Source organism: Maribacter arenosus (genome assembly GCF_014610845.1).
Lineage (GTDB): Bacteria > Bacteroidota > Bacteroidia > Flavobacteriales > Flavobacteriaceae > Maribacter_A > Maribacter_A arenosus.
Window position 1 is genome coordinate 1068945 of record NZ_JABTCG010000001.1, and the last position, 16680, is coordinate 1085624.

The 16680-nt window shown below is 41.6% G+C and carries 16 protein-coding genes; 9 read left to right on the forward strand and 7 right to left on the reverse strand.

Annotated elements, in window-relative coordinates:
• Positions 1-8: 8 nt before the first annotated feature.
• From HPE63_RS04700 to HPE63_RS04730, 7 genes are read right to left on the reverse strand one after another with little or no spacing between them, the layout of a single operon-like run.
• A complete protein-coding gene (locus HPE63_RS04700; protein WP_188313058.1) occupies positions 9-782 on the reverse strand; it encodes a sulfite exporter TauE/SafE family protein in 774 nt (257 codons plus the stop codon).
• Positions 766-1839, reverse strand: a complete 1074-nt coding sequence (locus tag HPE63_RS04705; protein WP_188313059.1) for a HesA/MoeB/ThiF family protein — start codon at positions 1837-1839, stop codon at positions 766-768. Before HPE63_RS04705 ends, HPE63_RS04700 begins: the two co-directional genes overlap by 17 nt.
• 2 nt (positions 1840-1841) lie before the next feature.
• A complete protein-coding gene (locus HPE63_RS04710; RefSeq protein WP_188313060.1) occupies positions 1842-2435 on the reverse strand; it encodes an NTP transferase domain-containing protein in 594 nt (197 codons plus the stop codon).
• The gene (gene moaC, locus HPE63_RS04715; protein ID WP_188313061.1) at positions 2419-2892 is read right to left on the reverse strand and encodes a cyclic pyranopterin monophosphate synthase MoaC; all 474 of its coding nucleotides are present in this window, start codon (positions 2890-2892) and stop codon (positions 2419-2421) included. Before moaC ends, HPE63_RS04710 begins: the two co-directional genes overlap by 17 nt.
• Positions 2893-3876: a GTP 3',8-cyclase MoaA gene (gene moaA, locus HPE63_RS04720; RefSeq protein WP_188313062.1), complete on the reverse strand. Its 984-nt coding sequence runs from the start codon at positions 3874-3876 to the stop codon at positions 2893-2895. It lies immediately after the preceding gene.
• A gap of 6 nt (positions 3877-3882) precedes the next feature.
• A complete protein-coding gene (locus HPE63_RS04725; protein ID WP_188313063.1) occupies positions 3883-4302 on the reverse strand; it encodes a molybdenum cofactor biosynthesis protein MoaE in 420 nt (139 codons plus the stop codon).
• The gene (locus HPE63_RS04730) at positions 4302-4544 is read right to left on the reverse strand and encodes a MoaD/ThiS family protein (RefSeq protein WP_188313064.1); all 243 of its coding nucleotides are present in this window, start codon (positions 4542-4544) and stop codon (positions 4302-4304) included. Before HPE63_RS04730 ends, HPE63_RS04725 begins: the two co-directional genes overlap by 1 nt.
• A gap of 161 nt (positions 4545-4705) precedes the next feature.
• Here HPE63_RS04730 and HPE63_RS04735 point away from each other — a divergent pair, with 161 nt between their 5' ends.
• The 9 genes from HPE63_RS04735 to HPE63_RS04775 all read left to right on the forward strand — a co-directional run bounded on the left by HPE63_RS04735 (position 4706) and on the right by HPE63_RS04775 (position 16666).
• Positions 4706-5515, forward strand: a complete 810-nt coding sequence (locus HPE63_RS04735) for a TrmH family RNA methyltransferase (protein ID WP_188313065.1) — start codon at positions 4706-4708, stop codon at positions 5513-5515.
• 42 nt (positions 5516-5557) lie between these two features.
• The gene (locus tag HPE63_RS04740; RefSeq protein ID WP_188313066.1) at positions 5558-6790 is read left to right on the forward strand and encodes a M48 family metallopeptidase; all 1233 of its coding nucleotides are present in this window, start codon (positions 5558-5560) and stop codon (positions 6788-6790) included.
• A 43-nt stretch (positions 6791-6833) separates the two neighbouring features.
• Positions 6834-9038 carry a RelA/SpoT family protein gene (locus HPE63_RS04745; protein WP_188313067.1) on the forward strand — a complete coding sequence of 735 codons (2205 nt, stop codon included), beginning with the start codon at positions 6834-6836 and terminating at the stop codon, positions 9036-9038.
• A 54-nt stretch (positions 9039-9092) separates the two neighbouring features.
• The gene (locus tag HPE63_RS04750; RefSeq protein ID WP_188313068.1) at positions 9093-9548 is read left to right on the forward strand and encodes a Fur family transcriptional regulator; all 456 of its coding nucleotides are present in this window, start codon (positions 9093-9095) and stop codon (positions 9546-9548) included.
• Positions 9549-9560: 12 nt separating this feature from the next.
• Positions 9561-10832 carry an adenylosuccinate synthase gene (locus HPE63_RS04755; RefSeq protein WP_188313069.1) on the forward strand — a complete coding sequence of 424 codons (1272 nt, stop codon included), beginning with the start codon at positions 9561-9563 and terminating at the stop codon, positions 10830-10832.
• 250 nt (positions 10833-11082) lie between these two features.
• The gene (locus HPE63_RS04760; protein WP_223198042.1) at positions 11083-13104 is read left to right on the forward strand and encodes a glycoside hydrolase family 97 protein; all 2022 of its coding nucleotides are present in this window, start codon (positions 11083-11085) and stop codon (positions 13102-13104) included.
• 3 nt (positions 13105-13107) lie between these two features.
• Positions 13108-14505, forward strand: a complete 1398-nt coding sequence (locus HPE63_RS04765; RefSeq protein WP_188313070.1) for a Gfo/Idh/MocA family protein — start codon at positions 13108-13110, stop codon at positions 14503-14505.
• Positions 14506-14533: 28 nt separating this feature from the next.
• Positions 14534-15214, forward strand: a complete 681-nt coding sequence (locus HPE63_RS04770; RefSeq protein ID WP_188313071.1) for a 3-keto-disaccharide hydrolase — start codon at positions 14534-14536, stop codon at positions 15212-15214.
• Between the two features lie 6 nt (positions 15215-15220).
• Complete coding sequence (locus tag HPE63_RS04775; RefSeq protein ID WP_188313072.1) at positions 15221-16666, forward strand: Gfo/Idh/MocA family protein; 1446 nt, start codon at positions 15221-15223, stop codon at positions 16664-16666.
• The last annotated feature ends 14 nt before the right edge of the window (positions 16667-16680 follow it).

Sequence of the window (16680 nt, forward strand, 5' to 3'; positions counted from 1 at the left end):
TAGGTATTTTAAAACAATCCTAAACCATTGACCAGGAGTACTCGCACACCAACGATCAGCACCAGAACCGCGGTGATTCTTTTGATTCCCTTGGCGGAGAGTCTTTTTAGGCTAAGCCGAACGCCCAATTGTCCACCAATCAATACCGTCAACCCCAAAACCAGGGTTTCTACCCAAGGAAGTTCTAGGGTACCCGCGACAAACAATCCGCCCAAACCCGATAGGGAATTCACCAAGATAAAAAAACTGGCTAGGGCTGCTATTTTCACCGATTTGTCCCAATTGATATGATTCAGAATAGGGGCCAAAAAAATGCCGCCTCCGATCCCCACTAGTCCGGATAACAATCCTATGGCACCCCCAATGAGGTAGCTAATATAGGTTGGATACACCTTGGTAGGTTCGCTTAATTTGATTCCTGAGGTCTGCCAAATCAAAAACAGGGAAGAGATGATCAATGCAGCACCAAGAATAATGAAAAACACTTCTTCCTTCAATCGAAAGGAAGCACCTATAAAAGCCATTGGAATACTGGTAAGCACGAAGGGTAGAATGTCCTTTAAGCGGGCATGTCCGTGTTTAAAATAAAGAAAGGTGCTTCCAGAGACCACGACCAGATTACAGATCAAGGCGATAGACCGTATCGTGAAAAAACTGACTAAGACAAGGGTCAACAAGGCCAAATAGCTAGATCCACCGCCAAAACCGACAGAGGAATATAAGGTAGATACTACAAAAAAACCAAGGCACAACAGGACTAAACTCTCAATACTTAGCAACATTCGTTCTTAGATTATATAATCCACCATCAACATTTATCAAGGTGGCTTTGGGCCTATAGGCTTGTAATTTGGCTTGTGCCTCAAGGCTTCGCATCCCTGTTTCGCAAAGTAGGTATACCGCACGATCAAAATGGAGTGAATCTTTCCAACTTTCCAAGGTTTCCAAAGGTAGATTTTTGGTATGCTTTAAATGGAATTCTTCAAATTCGCCAATAGTTCTTACATCTATGGCTTGAAGGTCTTCGGTCTTTAATAAATTTTGGAATTCGGTTGCCTGAATTGAGTTTTCGTCCGTTGTGCAATCAAAACCATAGTCTTTTTGAAGCTCATCAATCGCTAAGTTCGAAGGGATTAAACCAAACTTGATTTTTTGAAAAGATTGATTCAAACCATTGAACAACAATAATTTACCGGAAAGCACCTCTCCCAATCCTGTAAGCACCTTTACCACCTCCAGAGCCTGAAAGTTTCCGACGATCCCGGGAATTACACCTAGAACGCCATGTTCATTGCAATTGGGTACTTCAAACGCTGAGGGCATTTTAGGAAAGAGGCACCGATAGGTGGGGCCTCCCTTATAGTTAAAGACACTTACCTGTCCTTCAAATCCGTGTAATGCCCCATAGACAAAGGGTTTCTTCAATATGACACAGGCATCATTGATCAAATACCGTGTAGGAAAATTGTCTGTGGCATCGACCACAATGTCAAATTCCGAAATGATCGCCAAAGCATTTTCCAGAGTTAGGAATGTATTATAAGGCCGTAAAATAGTATCCGTATTTTGGCGCTTCAATTTTTTAAGGGCCATGGCAACTTTTAATTGTCCTACCTCATCGGCCGAATAGAGTACCTGACGGTGAAGATTTGATTGCGACACCTCATCGGCCTCAACAATACCCAAAGTACCAACCCCCATGGCATTTAAATAGGTTAGAACAGGAACACCAAGACCACCAGCGCCAACGACCAGGACTTTGGATTCCCTCAATTTGGACTGGCCTTCTAGCCCAAATTCGGCAAGCATAATCTGTCTTGAATAGCGCTCCGTATTCATACTTATGTCAATTTTGTCAAGGCTTCCCAATATTCCAATTCTGAATTGGCATTCATCAAAACCTGTTGGTCGGTCGGATAGACCAAATGGGTGTCATTATTAATCAGAAATTTTCGTGGACAGGAGCCATTGGTTCCCGCTTCCATATATGATATAGCGGCTTTTAACCCCTTTGGCTCCCAAATGGCAGCTAAGGGTTCGGGCAATGAATTTTCCCTTAAGGAATAGGCCGTGGCATATGCATTTCTTTTGCGGGCAGCTATCAAATCCCGAAGCGATTTTTCATCGATCAAGGGTAAGTCGCAAGCCAGTACCAACCAAGCCACATTGGGATATTTCTTATGTGCGGACAGTATACCATTAAAAGGGCCCTTGAAAATATCCTCATCAACAATGGTATTGAAAGTCGAAGATATTTCGGCAACCTGCTCTTTTCGTATGCTCATAAAGGTTTTATCACAAACCCCCTCCAATAATCGATAAAGATGTTCGCGTTGGGGAATGCCATGATAGGCAATTCGGCCTTTATCCGTGCCCATACGCATGCTCTTGCCCCCTGCGAGTATCAACCCGTATATTTTAGCGGTTGAAGTCATTCTTGCCTCCTGATTTTTTTTCTAATTGAATGGATGAAATAACAATATCATGAGACAGGGCCTTACACATATCATAGATGGTTAGCGCACTAATAGAAACTCCGGTCAGGGCTTCCATTTCGACCCCAGTTCGTTCTGTACATTTTACCGAGCACGTGATATACAAGGCGTTTTCGATAGGTTGAATATCGATATGTACCTTGGAGAGGTTGAGTTGATGGCAAAGTGGAATCAGTTCCGATGTTTTTTTAACTCCTATAATCCCCGCAATAATGGCGGTTTGGATAATACTGCCTTTCACCCCTAAAAATTCCTGTTGCTTTAGAGTTTCGAATACTTGCTTCGGAAAAAGGACTTTCCCTGAGGCCACTGCGGTACGTAACGACCTGTTTTTTTCAGATACATCGACCATTGAAGCATTACCGGCTTCATCAACATGTGATAGCTCCTTGCTCATTTATCCCCCAATTGTTGTCATTGAATTCGTATACTTTCCTTTTTGCTGCTCTTGTGCTTCAAAACCTGTTTTGGCCCTACTGCCTATAGCCTTCAATATTTGTTCCTTGACTCTTTGTTCCGATAATTCCCCTCTAAGTATTTCCCTTATATTCATACAAGGTTGGGCATAAAGACAGGTAATCACATCGCCAGTGGCCGTTATTCGTAGTCTGTTGCAACTGCCACAAAAAGTGCGACTGAAAGATGGGATTACACCAAAGCTACCCTTGAAACCTGGAATTTTATAATTCATCGAAGTGGATGTCGCTTCCGAAGGAAGTTCCACATAGTTGGGATACGCCTCTTTAATGTGCGACAAAATACGTTTGTAATCCCATGCATTCCCTTCAAAATGACGGGAGCCCCCATTAAATGGCATTTCCTCCAGATATCGCACACATACGTTGTAATGTTTTGCCAACTCTAGCATGGGCAGGATATCTTGGGTGTTCTGACCACTTAAGGCGATAAAGTTGATGCGCACATTGAAGCCTTCTGTGATCATTCGCAAAATATTATCGTGTACTATATCGTATTGGTCACGTCGCGTGATCTTTTCAAAAGTCTCGCGATTTATGGCATCCATACTTACGTTGATGTTTTTGATGCCCAAGGTCTTGAGTTCATCAATATAAGGGCCGATAAGGGTTGCATTCGTAGTTACCGAAATATCCTTCAATCCCTTCATCTTGGATAGATTGCGGAGCAATACCATTAAATCCTTCCGCACGAAAGGTTCCCCTCCCGTAATCCTGATTTTATCTATCCCTTCGGAAACCAATATACCGCTCAACCTAGAGAGCTCCTCTATGGTAAAAAGGGTATCGCTTTTTGAAAAATCGATACCATTTTCGGGCATACAATAATTACAACGCAAATTGCAACGATCGGTAACCGCCAACCGCAAATAATTAATTTTTCTATTATGATTGTCTATCAACATCTATTATTAGGGATGGGCAGAAACCCAAACTGTTTTATTCTTGAACATTTCCTTTTTCCAAATGGGCACCGTGTCTTTCAATGTGTCGATCATAAACCGACAGGCTTCAAAACACGCATCTCTATGTGCGGTCGAAACACCAATGACCACCACAGCTTCCTGTACCTTTTTTACGCCCACGGCATGGCGCATTACAACCTTGTTCAAGGGCCACTTTGCCGCTGCTTGGTCAATAATTTTAGCCATTTCTTTCAATGCCATCGTCTTATAGGCTTCAAACTCCAAAGATACAACAGTTTCGTTATTCGTAAAATCCCTTACCGTACCTACAAAAACACAAATACCACCACTCTTGGCATCTGAAAGTTCTTCATATACCTTTGCCGTATCAATGGCGTCTACAATTTCTATAATTGGTTTTTTCATTACCCTCCGCTTACTGGTGGAATTATGGCGATTTCATCCTTTGCGTTCAAATGTAATTCCTGGGGCGCATATTCCCCATTAACTGCTACGGCCAAAGAGGTCAACTTAGTGAATCCGGGGTAAGAATCATTCAAAAAAAGTATCAATTCTTTCACCGAATTCGGTTTTACCTCCAATGTGGACAAGTCCAAAGTGGATTTCCCTACAATATCCTTTGCAATTCCAAATAGAAATACTTCCATAACTCCAAATATTGATTATTTCCTATGAATTTCAATGTACCCCAAATTTATCAAAATTATATGGGGAATTTTTTAGACGAACTTATTTAACCTTTCTTTATGGTCTTGACTTTGTCGTAAAAATAATGGAAAGTTTATCCCATTGACCTAATTTTGTGCGAATGAACACCTTGAAATATATAAGTAGTCCACAAAATACCCTAATACGAAAGATCGTACTTCTTCAGGAGAAATCGCGTGAAAGAAGGAAACAGGCCTTGTTTGTTGTGGAAGGGAAAAGGGAATTGGCATTGGCCATTCAGGCCAATTATGAGTTAGATTCGATATTGTATTATCCTGGAATCATGTCAAAGAACGATCTCCTTGACCTTATTAAAGAGATTAAAAACCAACCCGAGGTAATAGAGGTATCCCAAGACGTATATCAAAAATTGGCCTACAGGGATTCCACCGAAGGGGTGATTGCCCTTTTGAAAACAAAAAAACATGCCCTAGAAAACCTTAGACTTAAAAATAAAAATGCCTTGATTTTAGTTGCGGAATCCCCTGAAAAACCAGGTAATATCGGTGCTCTTTTACGTACTGCCGATGCGGCTAATTTAGATGCCGTTCTTATTGCCAACCCTAAAGGTGACCTCTATAACCCCAATATCATCCGTTCCAGTGTCGGATGTATATTTACCAATGCCATTGGTGTCGGCACTACCGCTGAAATATTGGATTTTCTCAAGGCCAATCAAATACAGGTATTTTGTGCAGCATTATCAGCTTCCCAGGCATATACCCAAACCGACTTTACCAAGGCATCTGCGATTGTGGTAGGGACAGAATCAACAGGGTTATCACAATCATGGCTTGAAGCTTCGACTCAAAATATCATTATTCCCATGGAGGGCGAAATAGATTCAATGAACGTCTCAGTATCGGCAGCAATACTTATATTTGAGGCAAAGCGGCAACGATCGAAATAAGTATCGGCCACTTACCGAACCAGGATATACCAAAACCGAAACATGACCCATACCACTTTGTTTTATATTATCATTGCCATTTTGGTGATAGAGTTCATTATTGAAACAACACTCGACCACCTGAATTCAAAACGATATAATGACCCTGTTCCGGAGGATTTAAAAGATGTCTTTGATTCCGATAAATACCAAAAATCACAGGATTATAAAAAAACCAATTACAGGTTCGGACTTCTGACCTCCTCTTTTTCATTGCTGCTTACCCTAGGGTTTCTCTTTTTTCGGGGGTTCGAATGGCTCGATACGATTGCACGGAGCGTATCTGACAACAACATAATCATCGCCTTGGTCTTCTTTGCCACCATTATGATCGGGAGCGATGTCATAACCATGCCCTTTGGCTACTACAAGACTTTTGTTATCGAGGAAAGATTCGGTTTTAACAAAACCTCAAAGACCACTTTCTTTCTCGACAAAATAAAAGGGTATGTAATGATGGCGATCATAGGTGGGGGCATTACGGCAATCATCATATGGTTTTTTGAATGGGCCGGCACCAATTTTTGGATATATGCGTGGGTCGTAGTGGCCCTGTTCACCTTGTTTATGAACCTCTTTTATAGCAGATTGATAGTACCCCTATTCAACAAGCAACAACCCTTGGATGAGGGCAGTCTTAAAAGTAAAATACAGGAGTATGCCCATAAGGTTGGATTTGAAATTAAAAATATTTTTGTCATCGACGGCTCTAAAAGATCAACCAAAGCAAATGCCTATTTCTCTGGTTTTGGCCGGGAAAAAAGGGTAACCCTCTATGATACCTTGATCAATGATCTGGACGAAGATGAAATCGTTGCTGTTTTGGCCCATGAAGTAGGTCATTACAAGCGCAACCATATCATTTTCAATATTGTGGTTTCTATACTATTGACAGGGTTCACCTTATTTCTTTTATCCTTGTTCATCAATAACCCGGAAGTATCAAAAGCTATCGGGGTTTCTAAACCCAGCTTCCATGCGGCGTTGATCGGTTTTGGCATTCTGTACAGTCCAATTTCCGAGATTACCGGATTAATAATGAATTACCTGTCAAGAAAATTCGAATATCAGGCCGATGATTTTGCGAAAGATACCTTTGGGGCCATGCCATTGATCACCTCACTTAAGAAATTATCGAAAAACAGTTTAAGCAATCTTACCCCCCATCCTGCCTATGTTTTCATGCATTATTCACATCCACCCTTAATATCACGCGTCAAGAATTTAAAGGCATAATTTTTGTTGTGTATTAAATGGGATTGTGTAATTTTATTTATGTATGACGCAAGCAGCAATAGAAAAGGAAAATAAGGAAATTACAAAGCAATACAAGGAATTGCTTCGAATCAGCTATCAAACGTTATCGGATGACGACAAAACGCTGATTCGGCATGCCTTTGAAATTGCGGTGGATGCCCATAAGGATCAACGGAGAAAATCCGGTGAGGCTTATATTTTCCATCCCATTGCGGTAGCCAAAATCATCGCCTCGGAAATAGGTTTGGATGCCGTATCCATTGCATCGGCCCTATTGCACGATGTGGTTGAGGATACGGATTATACCTTGGATGACATAGAGCGTATGTTCGGGGAATCCGTGGCTCGAATCGTAGACGGACTTACCAAGATCGCCCATCTTAAAAAAGACACAAATATTTCCCAACAAGCGGAAAATTTCCGTAAAATGTTGTTGACACTCCATGATGACGTCCGTGTTATCATTATCAAGATTGCGGATAGATACCATAATATGTTGACCTTGGATGCCATGCCAGAACACAAACAGGTAAAAATGGCTTCGGAGACCCTATATATCTATGCACCATTAGCACACCGCATTGGATTATACAATATTAAAACAGAGCTAGAAGACCTTAGTTTAAAATACACAGAGCCGGATGTATATCATGATATTTCGGAAAAAATCGAGGAATCTAAGGAGGAGCAGCAAGAATACATCAATGATTTCACAGGCATCATACGCGATTCGTTAGACAAAGAAGGACTCAATTACCATATCAAGGGGCGCATGAAATCCATTTTCTCCATTCGGAAGAAAATGAAGGTCCAAAACGTTTCCTTTGACCAGATCTACGATAAATTCGCTATACGTATCATTTACAGGTCTGACAGGGCCAATGAAAAGTTCCTTGCCTGGAAAATCTATTCTATTGTCACTGATCATTTTACACCAAACCCTGTACGTTTACGGGATTGGATATCCTCCCCAAAATCAACCGGTTATGAAGCCTTGCATATTACGGTTATGGGGCCTAAGGGCAAATGGGTCGAAGTGCAGATACGAAGTGAACGTATGCATGAGATTGCGGAAAAAGGATATGCGGCCCATTTTAAGTACAAACATGGGGCACAAAAAGAACAAGGCATTGAGATCTGGTTGAATAAATTGCAGGAAGCACTGGAAAATTCGAACACCAGTGCCGTGGATTTTGTAGAGGAATTCAAACTCAATCTATACTCCAAGGAGATTTTTGTCTTTACACCATTGGGCGAACTGAAGTCAATGCCAAAAGGCGCCACACCACTAGATTTTGCGTTCAATATACATACCGAAGTGGGCATGCACACGCGAGGCGCCAAGGTAAATGGAAAATTGGTTCCCTTGAATACCACCCTTAAAAGTGGTGATCAAGTTGAGATTATTACCTCGGAACAAGCCAAACCGAACCAAAACTGGCTCGACTACGCCACTACGGCAAGGGCTCGGGCAAAGATAAAATCGTCCTTGCGCGAAGAGAAGAAAACCGTCGCCAATGATGGTAAGGAAATTCTCAGAAGAAAACTCAGATCACAGAAAATAAACTTGAATGAGGATACCATAAACAAAATGGTCATTTTCTTTAAACTCAAGACCAGTTTAGATTTGTTCTATCGCGTAGGCATAGGTGCCATAGACAATCAAAAGATAAAAGACTTTGCCTCATCGTACAACAATGCCTTTATAAGTTTCTTCAAAAGCAAGATCAGAAGGACCCCGATTCCCGAAAATATAGATAAGGATGAGATTACTTCGAAATACGATATGCTGGTCTTTGGAAAGGAAGAGGAAAAACTCGATTACAAACTTTCACAATGCTGTAACCCTATTCCCGGTGATCCCGTATTTGGGTTTATTAGTGTCAATGAAGGTATAAAGGTCCATAAAAAAAATTGCCCAAATGCCATTTCATTGCAATCTAATTATGCCTATCGAATCATAAGTGCGAAATGGATAGATTCGACCCAACAAGAGTTTAGATCAGAGATTCAATTAACGGGTATCGACAATATGGGATTGGTAAGTGAAATTACCCAGGTAATTTCGAACTATATGAACGTCAATATGCGAAACCTGAATTTCAGTACAGATGGCGGGACCTTTACAGGACGTATAACCGTAGTGGTCCAGAACAACAATATTCTACAAAAATTGATTGAAAACCTGAAGCTGATCAATGGGATAGATAAAGTAACGCGGGTGTAGAAACTTAATAAAAATTTAGCCGTACATTTGCACTTTAATGTAGTGCTTATTGTTATGCCTCCTAACAAGAACCAGGAAATTGTAAAGAACGTTTTTACCACCTTTTTAGAAGATAGAGGGCATAGAAAAACACCCGAACGCTACGCTATTCTCCAAGAAATTTACGAAAGTGATGATCATTTTGATATAGAATCGCTCTATATCAATATGAAAAATAAGAACTACAGGGTGAGCAGGGCTACACTTTACAATACCATAGAACTTTTATTGGAATGTAAATTGGTTCGAAAACACCAATTCGGAAAAAATCAGGCGCAGTACGAGAAATCCTATTTTGACCGCCAACACGACCATGTTATCTTAACGGATACTGGTGAGGTTATGGAATTCTGTGATCCTCGGATCCAATCCATAAAAAAGACCATCGAGGAGGTATTTGACATAAAGATCACGAATCATTCATTATACTTTTACGGGACAAAAAATAAAGAAGGGAATACAAATAACTAACCAAACTAAATAATGGCAGTAGATTTATTGTTGGGATTACAGTGGGGAGACGAAGGTAAAGGGAAAATCGTCGATGTACTCACAAAAAACTATGATATTATAGCGCGTTTTCAAGGAGGGCCAAACGCCGGACACACTTTGGAATTTGATGGTATAAAGCATGTCTTACATACCATACCCTCGGGCATTTTCCATAAAAACGCCATGAATGTTGTTGGCAATGGGGTGGTTATAGACCCCGTAATCTTTAAGAAGGAACTAGATGCCCTGGACACTTTTGACATTGACGTAAAATCTAAACTTTTCATTTCTAGAAAAGCCCATTTAATTCTACCTACCCATCGTTTATTGGACGCCGCCTCGGAAACGTCGAAGGGAAAAGCGAAAATAGGATCAACCTTGAAAGGCATAGGCCCTACCTATATGGATAAGACCGGGAGAAACGGTATGCGTATCGGAGATTTGGAGCTGTCTGACTGGAAGGAAAAATACCGCGCCTTGGCGAATAAACATGAGGCCATGATCGGTTTCTATAATATAGAGATCGAATATAATCTTGAAGAACTTGAAACCGAGTTTTTCAACGCAATAAAAACACTCAAAGAACTTACTTTTATCGATAGTGAAGAATATTTATACCAAGCCCAAAAGGCTGGAAAAAAAATATTGGCCGAAGGTGCCCAAGGATCATTGCTCGATATTGATTTCGGGACATATCCTTACGTGACTTCAAGCAATACCACTGCGGCAGGTGCCTGCACCGGACTAGGTGTTGCTCCTAACCAAATAGGAGATGTAAAAGGTATTTTCAAAGCTTATACTACCCGTGTGGGAAGTGGCCCCTTCCCTACCGAGCTTTTTGATGAGGATGGTAAAACCATGTCACGAGTTGGCAAGGAATTCGGGGCAACCACCGGAAGACCAAGACGATGTGGCTGGCTCGACTTAGTGGCATTGAAATATGCTGTTCAAGTAAACGGGGTCACTGAACTTATGATGATGAAAGGGGATGTACTTAGCGGTTTTAAAAAACTTAAAGTCTGCACGGCCTACAAATACAAAGGTAAGGTCATCTCACACTTACCCTATAACATTGAACCAGAAAATGTAACTCCTATATATACCGAAATGAAAGGTTGGTCAGAGGATCTAACCAAAATGAGCAAGGCGGAACAATTGCCTGAAACCTTGAATGCGTATATAGCCTTTCTGGAAAAAGAATTGGAAGTGCCTATTAAAATCGTTTCTGTGGGACCAGATAGGACCCAGACGATACATAGATAAGTTCTTCAAGCTTATCATTTTAGAAAAAAATAAATTGTAAAGTGCCTTTCAAGAATCAATCCTGTGAGGCACTTTTTTTTGGTTTTATTCAATCGAAATTTATAAGAAAAGCAATAGGTCTTTCAATTTTTAAATTGGCACTTTTATCGTAAATTGTACATCAAACCCTGCACATAAAATGAAGCATACAACCAACCCCTCCAGTAGCCATTTCATGCACTTTTTAATGTATAATTGAATATAGCGTACTATGAAAATAGAATATCCTGGTAATTCTATCAATTCAACGACAATCACAACCTCACTATTCGTTTTGGTCTTGATGCTTTTCGGTCATTGGACGGTGGCCCAGGAAATCAAATTAAGTTCCCCAGATAAACAATTGGAAATTACCTTAACCTTAGCGGACAACATTTCTTGGAACTCTATGCTTAAGGGATCAAATGTCATTACCAATGCGGTCATTTCAATGAATATGGGCGATGGGAGGATTCTCGGTCATACCCCAAAATTACGCCGGAATAAATTGGAACATAAAACCGAAATGCTGATGCCCCAAGTCCCGAATAAGGATGCCAGTATAACAAGCGAATTCAATCAGTTGACATTAAATTTCAGGGATGATTATCAGTTGATATTCCGTGCCTATAATGACGGGGTAGCATATCGATTTATTGATGGCAACGGAAAGCCTAAGAACGTTTATAACGAGGAAATGACCTTATCATTTCCAAACGGGACTACGTCCTATTTTCCACAAGAAGAATCCTTTTATTCCCATAATGAACGGGTATATTTAGTAAAGGAGATCACAGAAATGGAAGATGGTGCGTTTTGTAGTCTGCCCGTGATGTTCAATACAAAATCGGCCAAAGTACTTTTAACGGAATCCGCCTTGATCGATTATCCTGGAATGTTCCTGGCAAAAATCGGCAGTAATTCGATGACCGCCACTTTTCCAAAGTACGTTTTAAAGGCCGTTCCAAATGAGGCCTCCAACCCCGACCGAAATCAAATCCTCGTGGAAGAGGCCGATTATATCGCAAAAATCAAGGGGGAACGATCATACCCATGGCGGGTGTTCATTATTAGTGATGATGACCGGACTTTTGTTGAGAGCAACCTAGTGACCCAGCTTGCTGATAAAACTAAAATCCCAAATGCTGATTGGATAAAACCTGGTCAAGTCGCTTGGGACTGGTACAATGCCAATAATATCTATGGCGTCGATTTTGAGGCAGGGCTTAATATGGAAACCTATAAGTATTATATCGATTTTGCCTCGAAAAATGGGATCGAATATGTGATTTTGGATGAGGGGTGGACAAAATCGACCACTGAAATAATGGAGGATAACGAAAATCTCGATGTTCCTGAACTTATACAATATGCCAAATCGAAGAATGTGGAGATTATTTTATGGGTTTTATGGAAGCCTCTCGATGAAAATCCGGATGAAATCTTAAAGTTATATAGTAGTTGGGGTGCGGTGGGCATCAAGGTCGATTTTATGCAGCGTAGTGACCAATATGTGGTTCAATCCTATGGAAAAATTGCCGAAATCGCCGCAAAGTATAAAATGTTAGTCGATTATCACGGCGCGTTTAAACCTGCAGGAGTTGAGCGTGTTTGGCCCAATATCATAAATTATGAAGGGGTTAAGGGCAATGAAAACAATAAATGGAGTGGTGATATAAACCCGGAGCACAATGTAACGCTCCCATTTATTCGAATGGCAGCTGGGCCATTAGATTTTACGCCCGGTGCCATGATTAATATGAATAAAGTGGACTATGAAACAGGCGGGCCGAATTTCGCCCCTCTGTTCACAAGGCCAATGAGTCTTGGTACAAGGGCTCACCAAGTGGCCATGTATGTGGTTTTCGAAGCGCCCCTTCAAATGCTATGCGAATCCCCGACGATATATTACAAAGAACAGGAAACCGTTGACTTTATCACCCAAATACCGACCATATGGGATGAAACTGTGGTTCTTGAAGGTGCGGTTTCCGATTATATCGTTGTGGCTAGACGAAAAGGTGATGATTGGTACCTTGGAGCAATGACCGATTGGACTGCTAGGGATTTTGAATTAAACCTTTCCTTTTTAGGAGATGGTGACTATGGAATGCAAGCTTACCAAGACGGACTGAATGCCTCAAGAAATGCCCAGGATTATAAGATGGTCAACAAATCCGTAAATCGTAATAACAAGCTAGATATAAAACTTTCCAGCGGCGGAGGTTACGCTGCCATATTTAAAAAAAAGTAGGACATGAAAAATATTGATAGAAGGAACTTCATTCGTAAAACCTCTTTGGCAGGAGCGGCCATGGCCGTTTCCCCTATACTTGCAAACGAAAATTTCAATATTCCTGAACGACCCTATGGAGCACAGTATATGGGTGATTTCGTGGCGCCGAAATTAGAGACCATCAAGGCTGCTTTTATCGGGGTGGGAGCGCGAGGTCCGGGACATCTGAAATTCTTCGCTTCGTTACCCGGAACCGAAGTAGTGGCCCTTTGTGACCTCTATCAGGATTTAACGCAAAAATGGAGTAAGGAAGCCGAAAAAATCGGTAATGGGGTTAGACATAAAAAAGTGGCCCAATACTTTGGGGATGAAAACCAATGGCTGAAAATGCTGGATGAGGTAAAACCTGATGTCGTTTTCATTTCAACCAACTGGAACAATCATGCCCCTATGGCTATAGAAGCCATGAAAAAAGGCGCCCATGCCTTTGTTGAAGTACCTATTGCAGTTACGCTGGAAGAAATGTGGGAAATCGTCAATACATCAGAACAGACCCAAAAACACTGTATGATGATGGAAAATGTAAATTATAGCCGGGATGAATTGATGTTCCTGAATATGTGTAGGCAAGGTGTCATTGGTCAGCCCTTGCATGCCGAGGCTTCCTATATTCACGAACTTCGATTCCAGATGGCCGAACAAGAACGGGGAACAGGTTCCTGGAGGACCCATCATTATGCCAACCGAAATGGGAATCTATACCCTACCCATGGCCTCGGCCCTGTAGCCCAATACATGAATTTAGCCCGTAACGAGGACAATTTCAAAAGCTTGGTGTCATTTTCAACCCCTGCCTTAGGTCGAAAGCTATATGCTGAAAAGAACTATGCAGCTGACCATAAATGGAATCAGCTGGATTATAAAGGGGGAGACCTTAATACCTCGATCATTAAAACAGAGGTAGGTCGTACTATTTTGGTGCAATGGGATGAAACAAGTCCACGGCCCTATTCACGATTAAATTTAATTCAAGGTACCAAGGGTATCTTGGCCGGTTTCCCGACGAGGGTTGCCTTGGAAGGTGGTGTGGAAGGAGCTACGGAAAACCACCATTCATGGGCCCAAGGGGAACAATTGGCGGCTATCTATGAAAAGTACGACCATCCTTTGTACAAAAGATTGAACCAAGCCACCAAGGATACGGGCCATGGCGGTATGGACGGCATCATGATGTACAGAATCGTTGAATGCCTGCAAAAAGGATTGCCTCTAGACCAAAACCTGTATGAAGGTTGCTTCTGGAGCGCAGTGGCCCCGTTGAGCGAGCGTTCCGTGGCAAGTGGTGGTTCACCCCAAAATTTCCCTGATTTCACTCGTGGCAATTGGAAAAATACGAATCCATTGCAAATCATTTCCTAATCAATGTCACTAAAGGAAGACAAACAAAATGAATAAAAAAGATGCTAAAACATACCTGTTTACTTTAATCATCGCTCTTTTGATGGTATCTTGTGGTGCCATCAAGAAGGGAAATAACGAAGGGTTCGAACCGCTTTTTAATGGTCAAAATCTGGAAGGATGGGTCGGTAATAAGGCAGCGTACCGCGCTGAAAATGGAATGATTGTGGTTGACCCGAATGAAGGTGGTAGCGGAGGCAACCTATACACCTCGAAGGAATACAGCGATTTTATCCTGAGGTTAGAATTTCAATTGACTCCCGGCGCCAATAACGGTTTGGGCATTCATGCCCCTTTGGAAGGCGATGCGGCCTATGTCGGAAAGGAATTACAGATTTTGGATAATACAGCGGAAAAATACGCAAGCCTACAACCCTATCAATATCATGGCTCTGTATACGGGATAATCCCCGCCAAGCGTGGTTTTTTAAATCCTGTTGGGGAATGGAACCAGCAGGAAGTGTATATAAAAGGTTCAAAAGTAAAGGTCGTTTTAAATGGAAGTGTTATTTTGGATGGGGATTTCCTAGATGCCAGTAAAAATGGAACTATGGATAAGAAAGATCATCCCGGACTAAAGCGAAACAAAGGCCATATCGCATTTCTTGGCCATGGTGATGTGGTCCGATTTAGAAATATTGAAATAAAGGATTTAGCAAACAATAAATAAAAATTTATGGGTACGTATAGAAATGATCGTAGGGATTTTGTAAAGAAAAGTGGTTTAGGAATTCTAGGCTTGGCATTGGCACCATCCTTCATTGGAAAAATGGGACCACACAACCGGCTGAGAACAGCTCATATCGGTGTGGGCGGTATGGGTAATGAAGACCTTAAGGCGATATCTTCCCATGAGTTGGTCGATGTTACGGCTTTATGTGATGTTGACAGCAATAATTTGGCTGCCGCCAAGAAAATGCATCCGAATGCAAAAGTGTTTTCCGATTATCGGGTCATGTTGAATGAAATGGGTGATGATATTGATGCGGTAATCGTTTCAACACCAGACCATACCCATGCACCAGCCTCGATAATGGCTATGGATTTTGGCAAACCAGTATATTGTCAAAAACCCCTTACCCATCATGTTTCCGAAGCTAGGGCCATGAAAAAATTAGCCGCGGATAAAAACCTCGTCACACAAATGGGGATACAAGTCCATTCGTTCTATGATTATAAATTGGCGACCCTATTGATACAATCCGGAATTATTGGAAAAGTACATACAGTACATGCCTGGTCTCCAAAAAATTGGGGCTATGATGGACCAGCTCCGGTAGGAAGCGATCCAATTCCCGAGACCTTGGACTGGAACCTATGGTTAGGAACTGCCTCCGAAAGACCATACAAAAAGGGGGTTTATCACCCTGGAAATTGGCGAAAACTATTGGATTTCGGCTGTGGTACCCTCGGCGATATGGGAGTCCATATTTTCGACACCCCCTATAATGCCTTGAAATTGGATGTTCCCAGAACCATACGAAATGAATGCAGGGAACCGAATGGTGTTGGTTTCCCTGAAAACAATTCGGTCACTTATGAATTTCCGGGTACACAACATACGGCAGATACCTTAACGTGGATTTGGTACGATGGACCTGGTGCTCCCAAGATGCACGAAGACTTGAAATTGCCCGGGGCAGCTGAAAAAAGGTCTGTCAAAAATAAAGAAAAAGAAAAGTCGGTAGAAGATAAAATGTCCCTTGAAACCCAAGCAACCGGTCCGGGAACATTACCTGAACAAGGTGCGATGTTCGTAGGCGAAAAAGGTCGATTGTTACTGCCCCATTTTATGCAATTACCCAGTAAAATAGTCGATGGGAAATATGTTGATATATCGGCCGAAATTACTGCAATCGGGCAAGCAAATAATATGGGTAAACCAGTACGTAATTATAATTCCGAGGGACCCAAGCATTATCACGAGTTCGTAGAAGCTTGTTTGGGCCGTGGGGAATGCAGTGCTCCATTTTCCTATGCATCACGATTAACGGAAACCATTCTTTTGGGTGTTATCGCGGGTCGATTTCCGAATAAGACCCTTCATTGGGATAACCAAACCGCAAAATTTGCTGAAGAAGAGGCGAATCAATATTTAGAAGGGCCCTATAGGGAATTTTAATATTCGGTCACACC

What these genes read in the sequence shown, in the direction of transcription:
- HPE63_RS04705 (WP_188313059.1), bottom strand. Translation starts at nt 1,839, where the DNA reads ATGAATACGGAGCGCTATTCAAGACAGATTATGCTTGCCGAATTTGGG.
- moaA (WP_188313062.1), bottom strand. Translation starts at nt 3,876, where the DNA reads ATGTTGATAGACAATCATAATAGAAAAATTAATTATTTGCGGTTGGCG.
- HPE63_RS04765 (WP_188313070.1), top strand. Translation starts at nt 13,108, where the DNA reads ATGAAAAATATTGATAGAAGGAACTTCATTCGTAAAACCTCTTTGGCA.
- HPE63_RS04735 (WP_188313065.1), top strand. Translation starts at nt 4,706, where the DNA reads ATGAACACCTTGAAATATATAAGTAGTCCACAAAATACCCTAATACGA.
- HPE63_RS04700 (WP_188313058.1), bottom strand. Translation starts at nt 782, where the DNA reads ATGTTGCTAAGTATTGAGAGTTTAGTCCTGTTGTGCCTTGGTTTTTTT.
- HPE63_RS04740 (WP_188313066.1), top strand. Translation starts at nt 5,558, where the DNA reads ATGACCCATACCACTTTGTTTTATATTATCATTGCCATTTTGGTGATA.
- HPE63_RS04710 (WP_188313060.1), bottom strand. Translation starts at nt 2,435, where the DNA reads ATGACTTCAACCGCTAAAATATACGGGTTGATACTCGCAGGGGGCAAG.
- HPE63_RS04725 (WP_188313063.1), bottom strand. Translation starts at nt 4,302, where the DNA reads ATGAAAAAACCAATTATAGAAATTGTAGACGCCATTGATACGGCAAAG.
- HPE63_RS04745 (WP_188313067.1), top strand. Translation starts at nt 6,834, where the DNA reads ATGACGCAAGCAGCAATAGAAAAGGAAAATAAGGAAATTACAAAGCAA.
- HPE63_RS04750 (WP_188313068.1), top strand. Translation starts at nt 9,093, where the DNA reads ATGCCTCCTAACAAGAACCAGGAAATTGTAAAGAACGTTTTTACCACC.
- HPE63_RS04770 (WP_188313071.1), top strand. Translation starts at nt 14,534, where the DNA reads ATGAATAAAAAAGATGCTAAAACATACCTGTTTACTTTAATCATCGCT.
- HPE63_RS04775 (WP_188313072.1), top strand. Translation starts at nt 15,221, where the DNA reads ATGGGTACGTATAGAAATGATCGTAGGGATTTTGTAAAGAAAAGTGGT.
- HPE63_RS04755 (WP_188313069.1), top strand. Translation starts at nt 9,561, where the DNA reads ATGGCAGTAGATTTATTGTTGGGATTACAGTGGGGAGACGAAGGTAAA.
- HPE63_RS04730 (WP_188313064.1), bottom strand. Translation starts at nt 4,544, where the DNA reads ATGGAAGTATTTCTATTTGGAATTGCAAAGGATATTGTAGGGAAATCC.
- HPE63_RS04760 (WP_223198042.1), top strand. Translation starts at nt 11,083, where the DNA reads ATGAAAATAGAATATCCTGGTAATTCTATCAATTCAACGACAATCACA.
- moaC (WP_188313061.1), bottom strand. Translation starts at nt 2,892, where the DNA reads ATGAGCAAGGAGCTATCACATGTTGATGAAGCCGGTAATGCTTCAATG.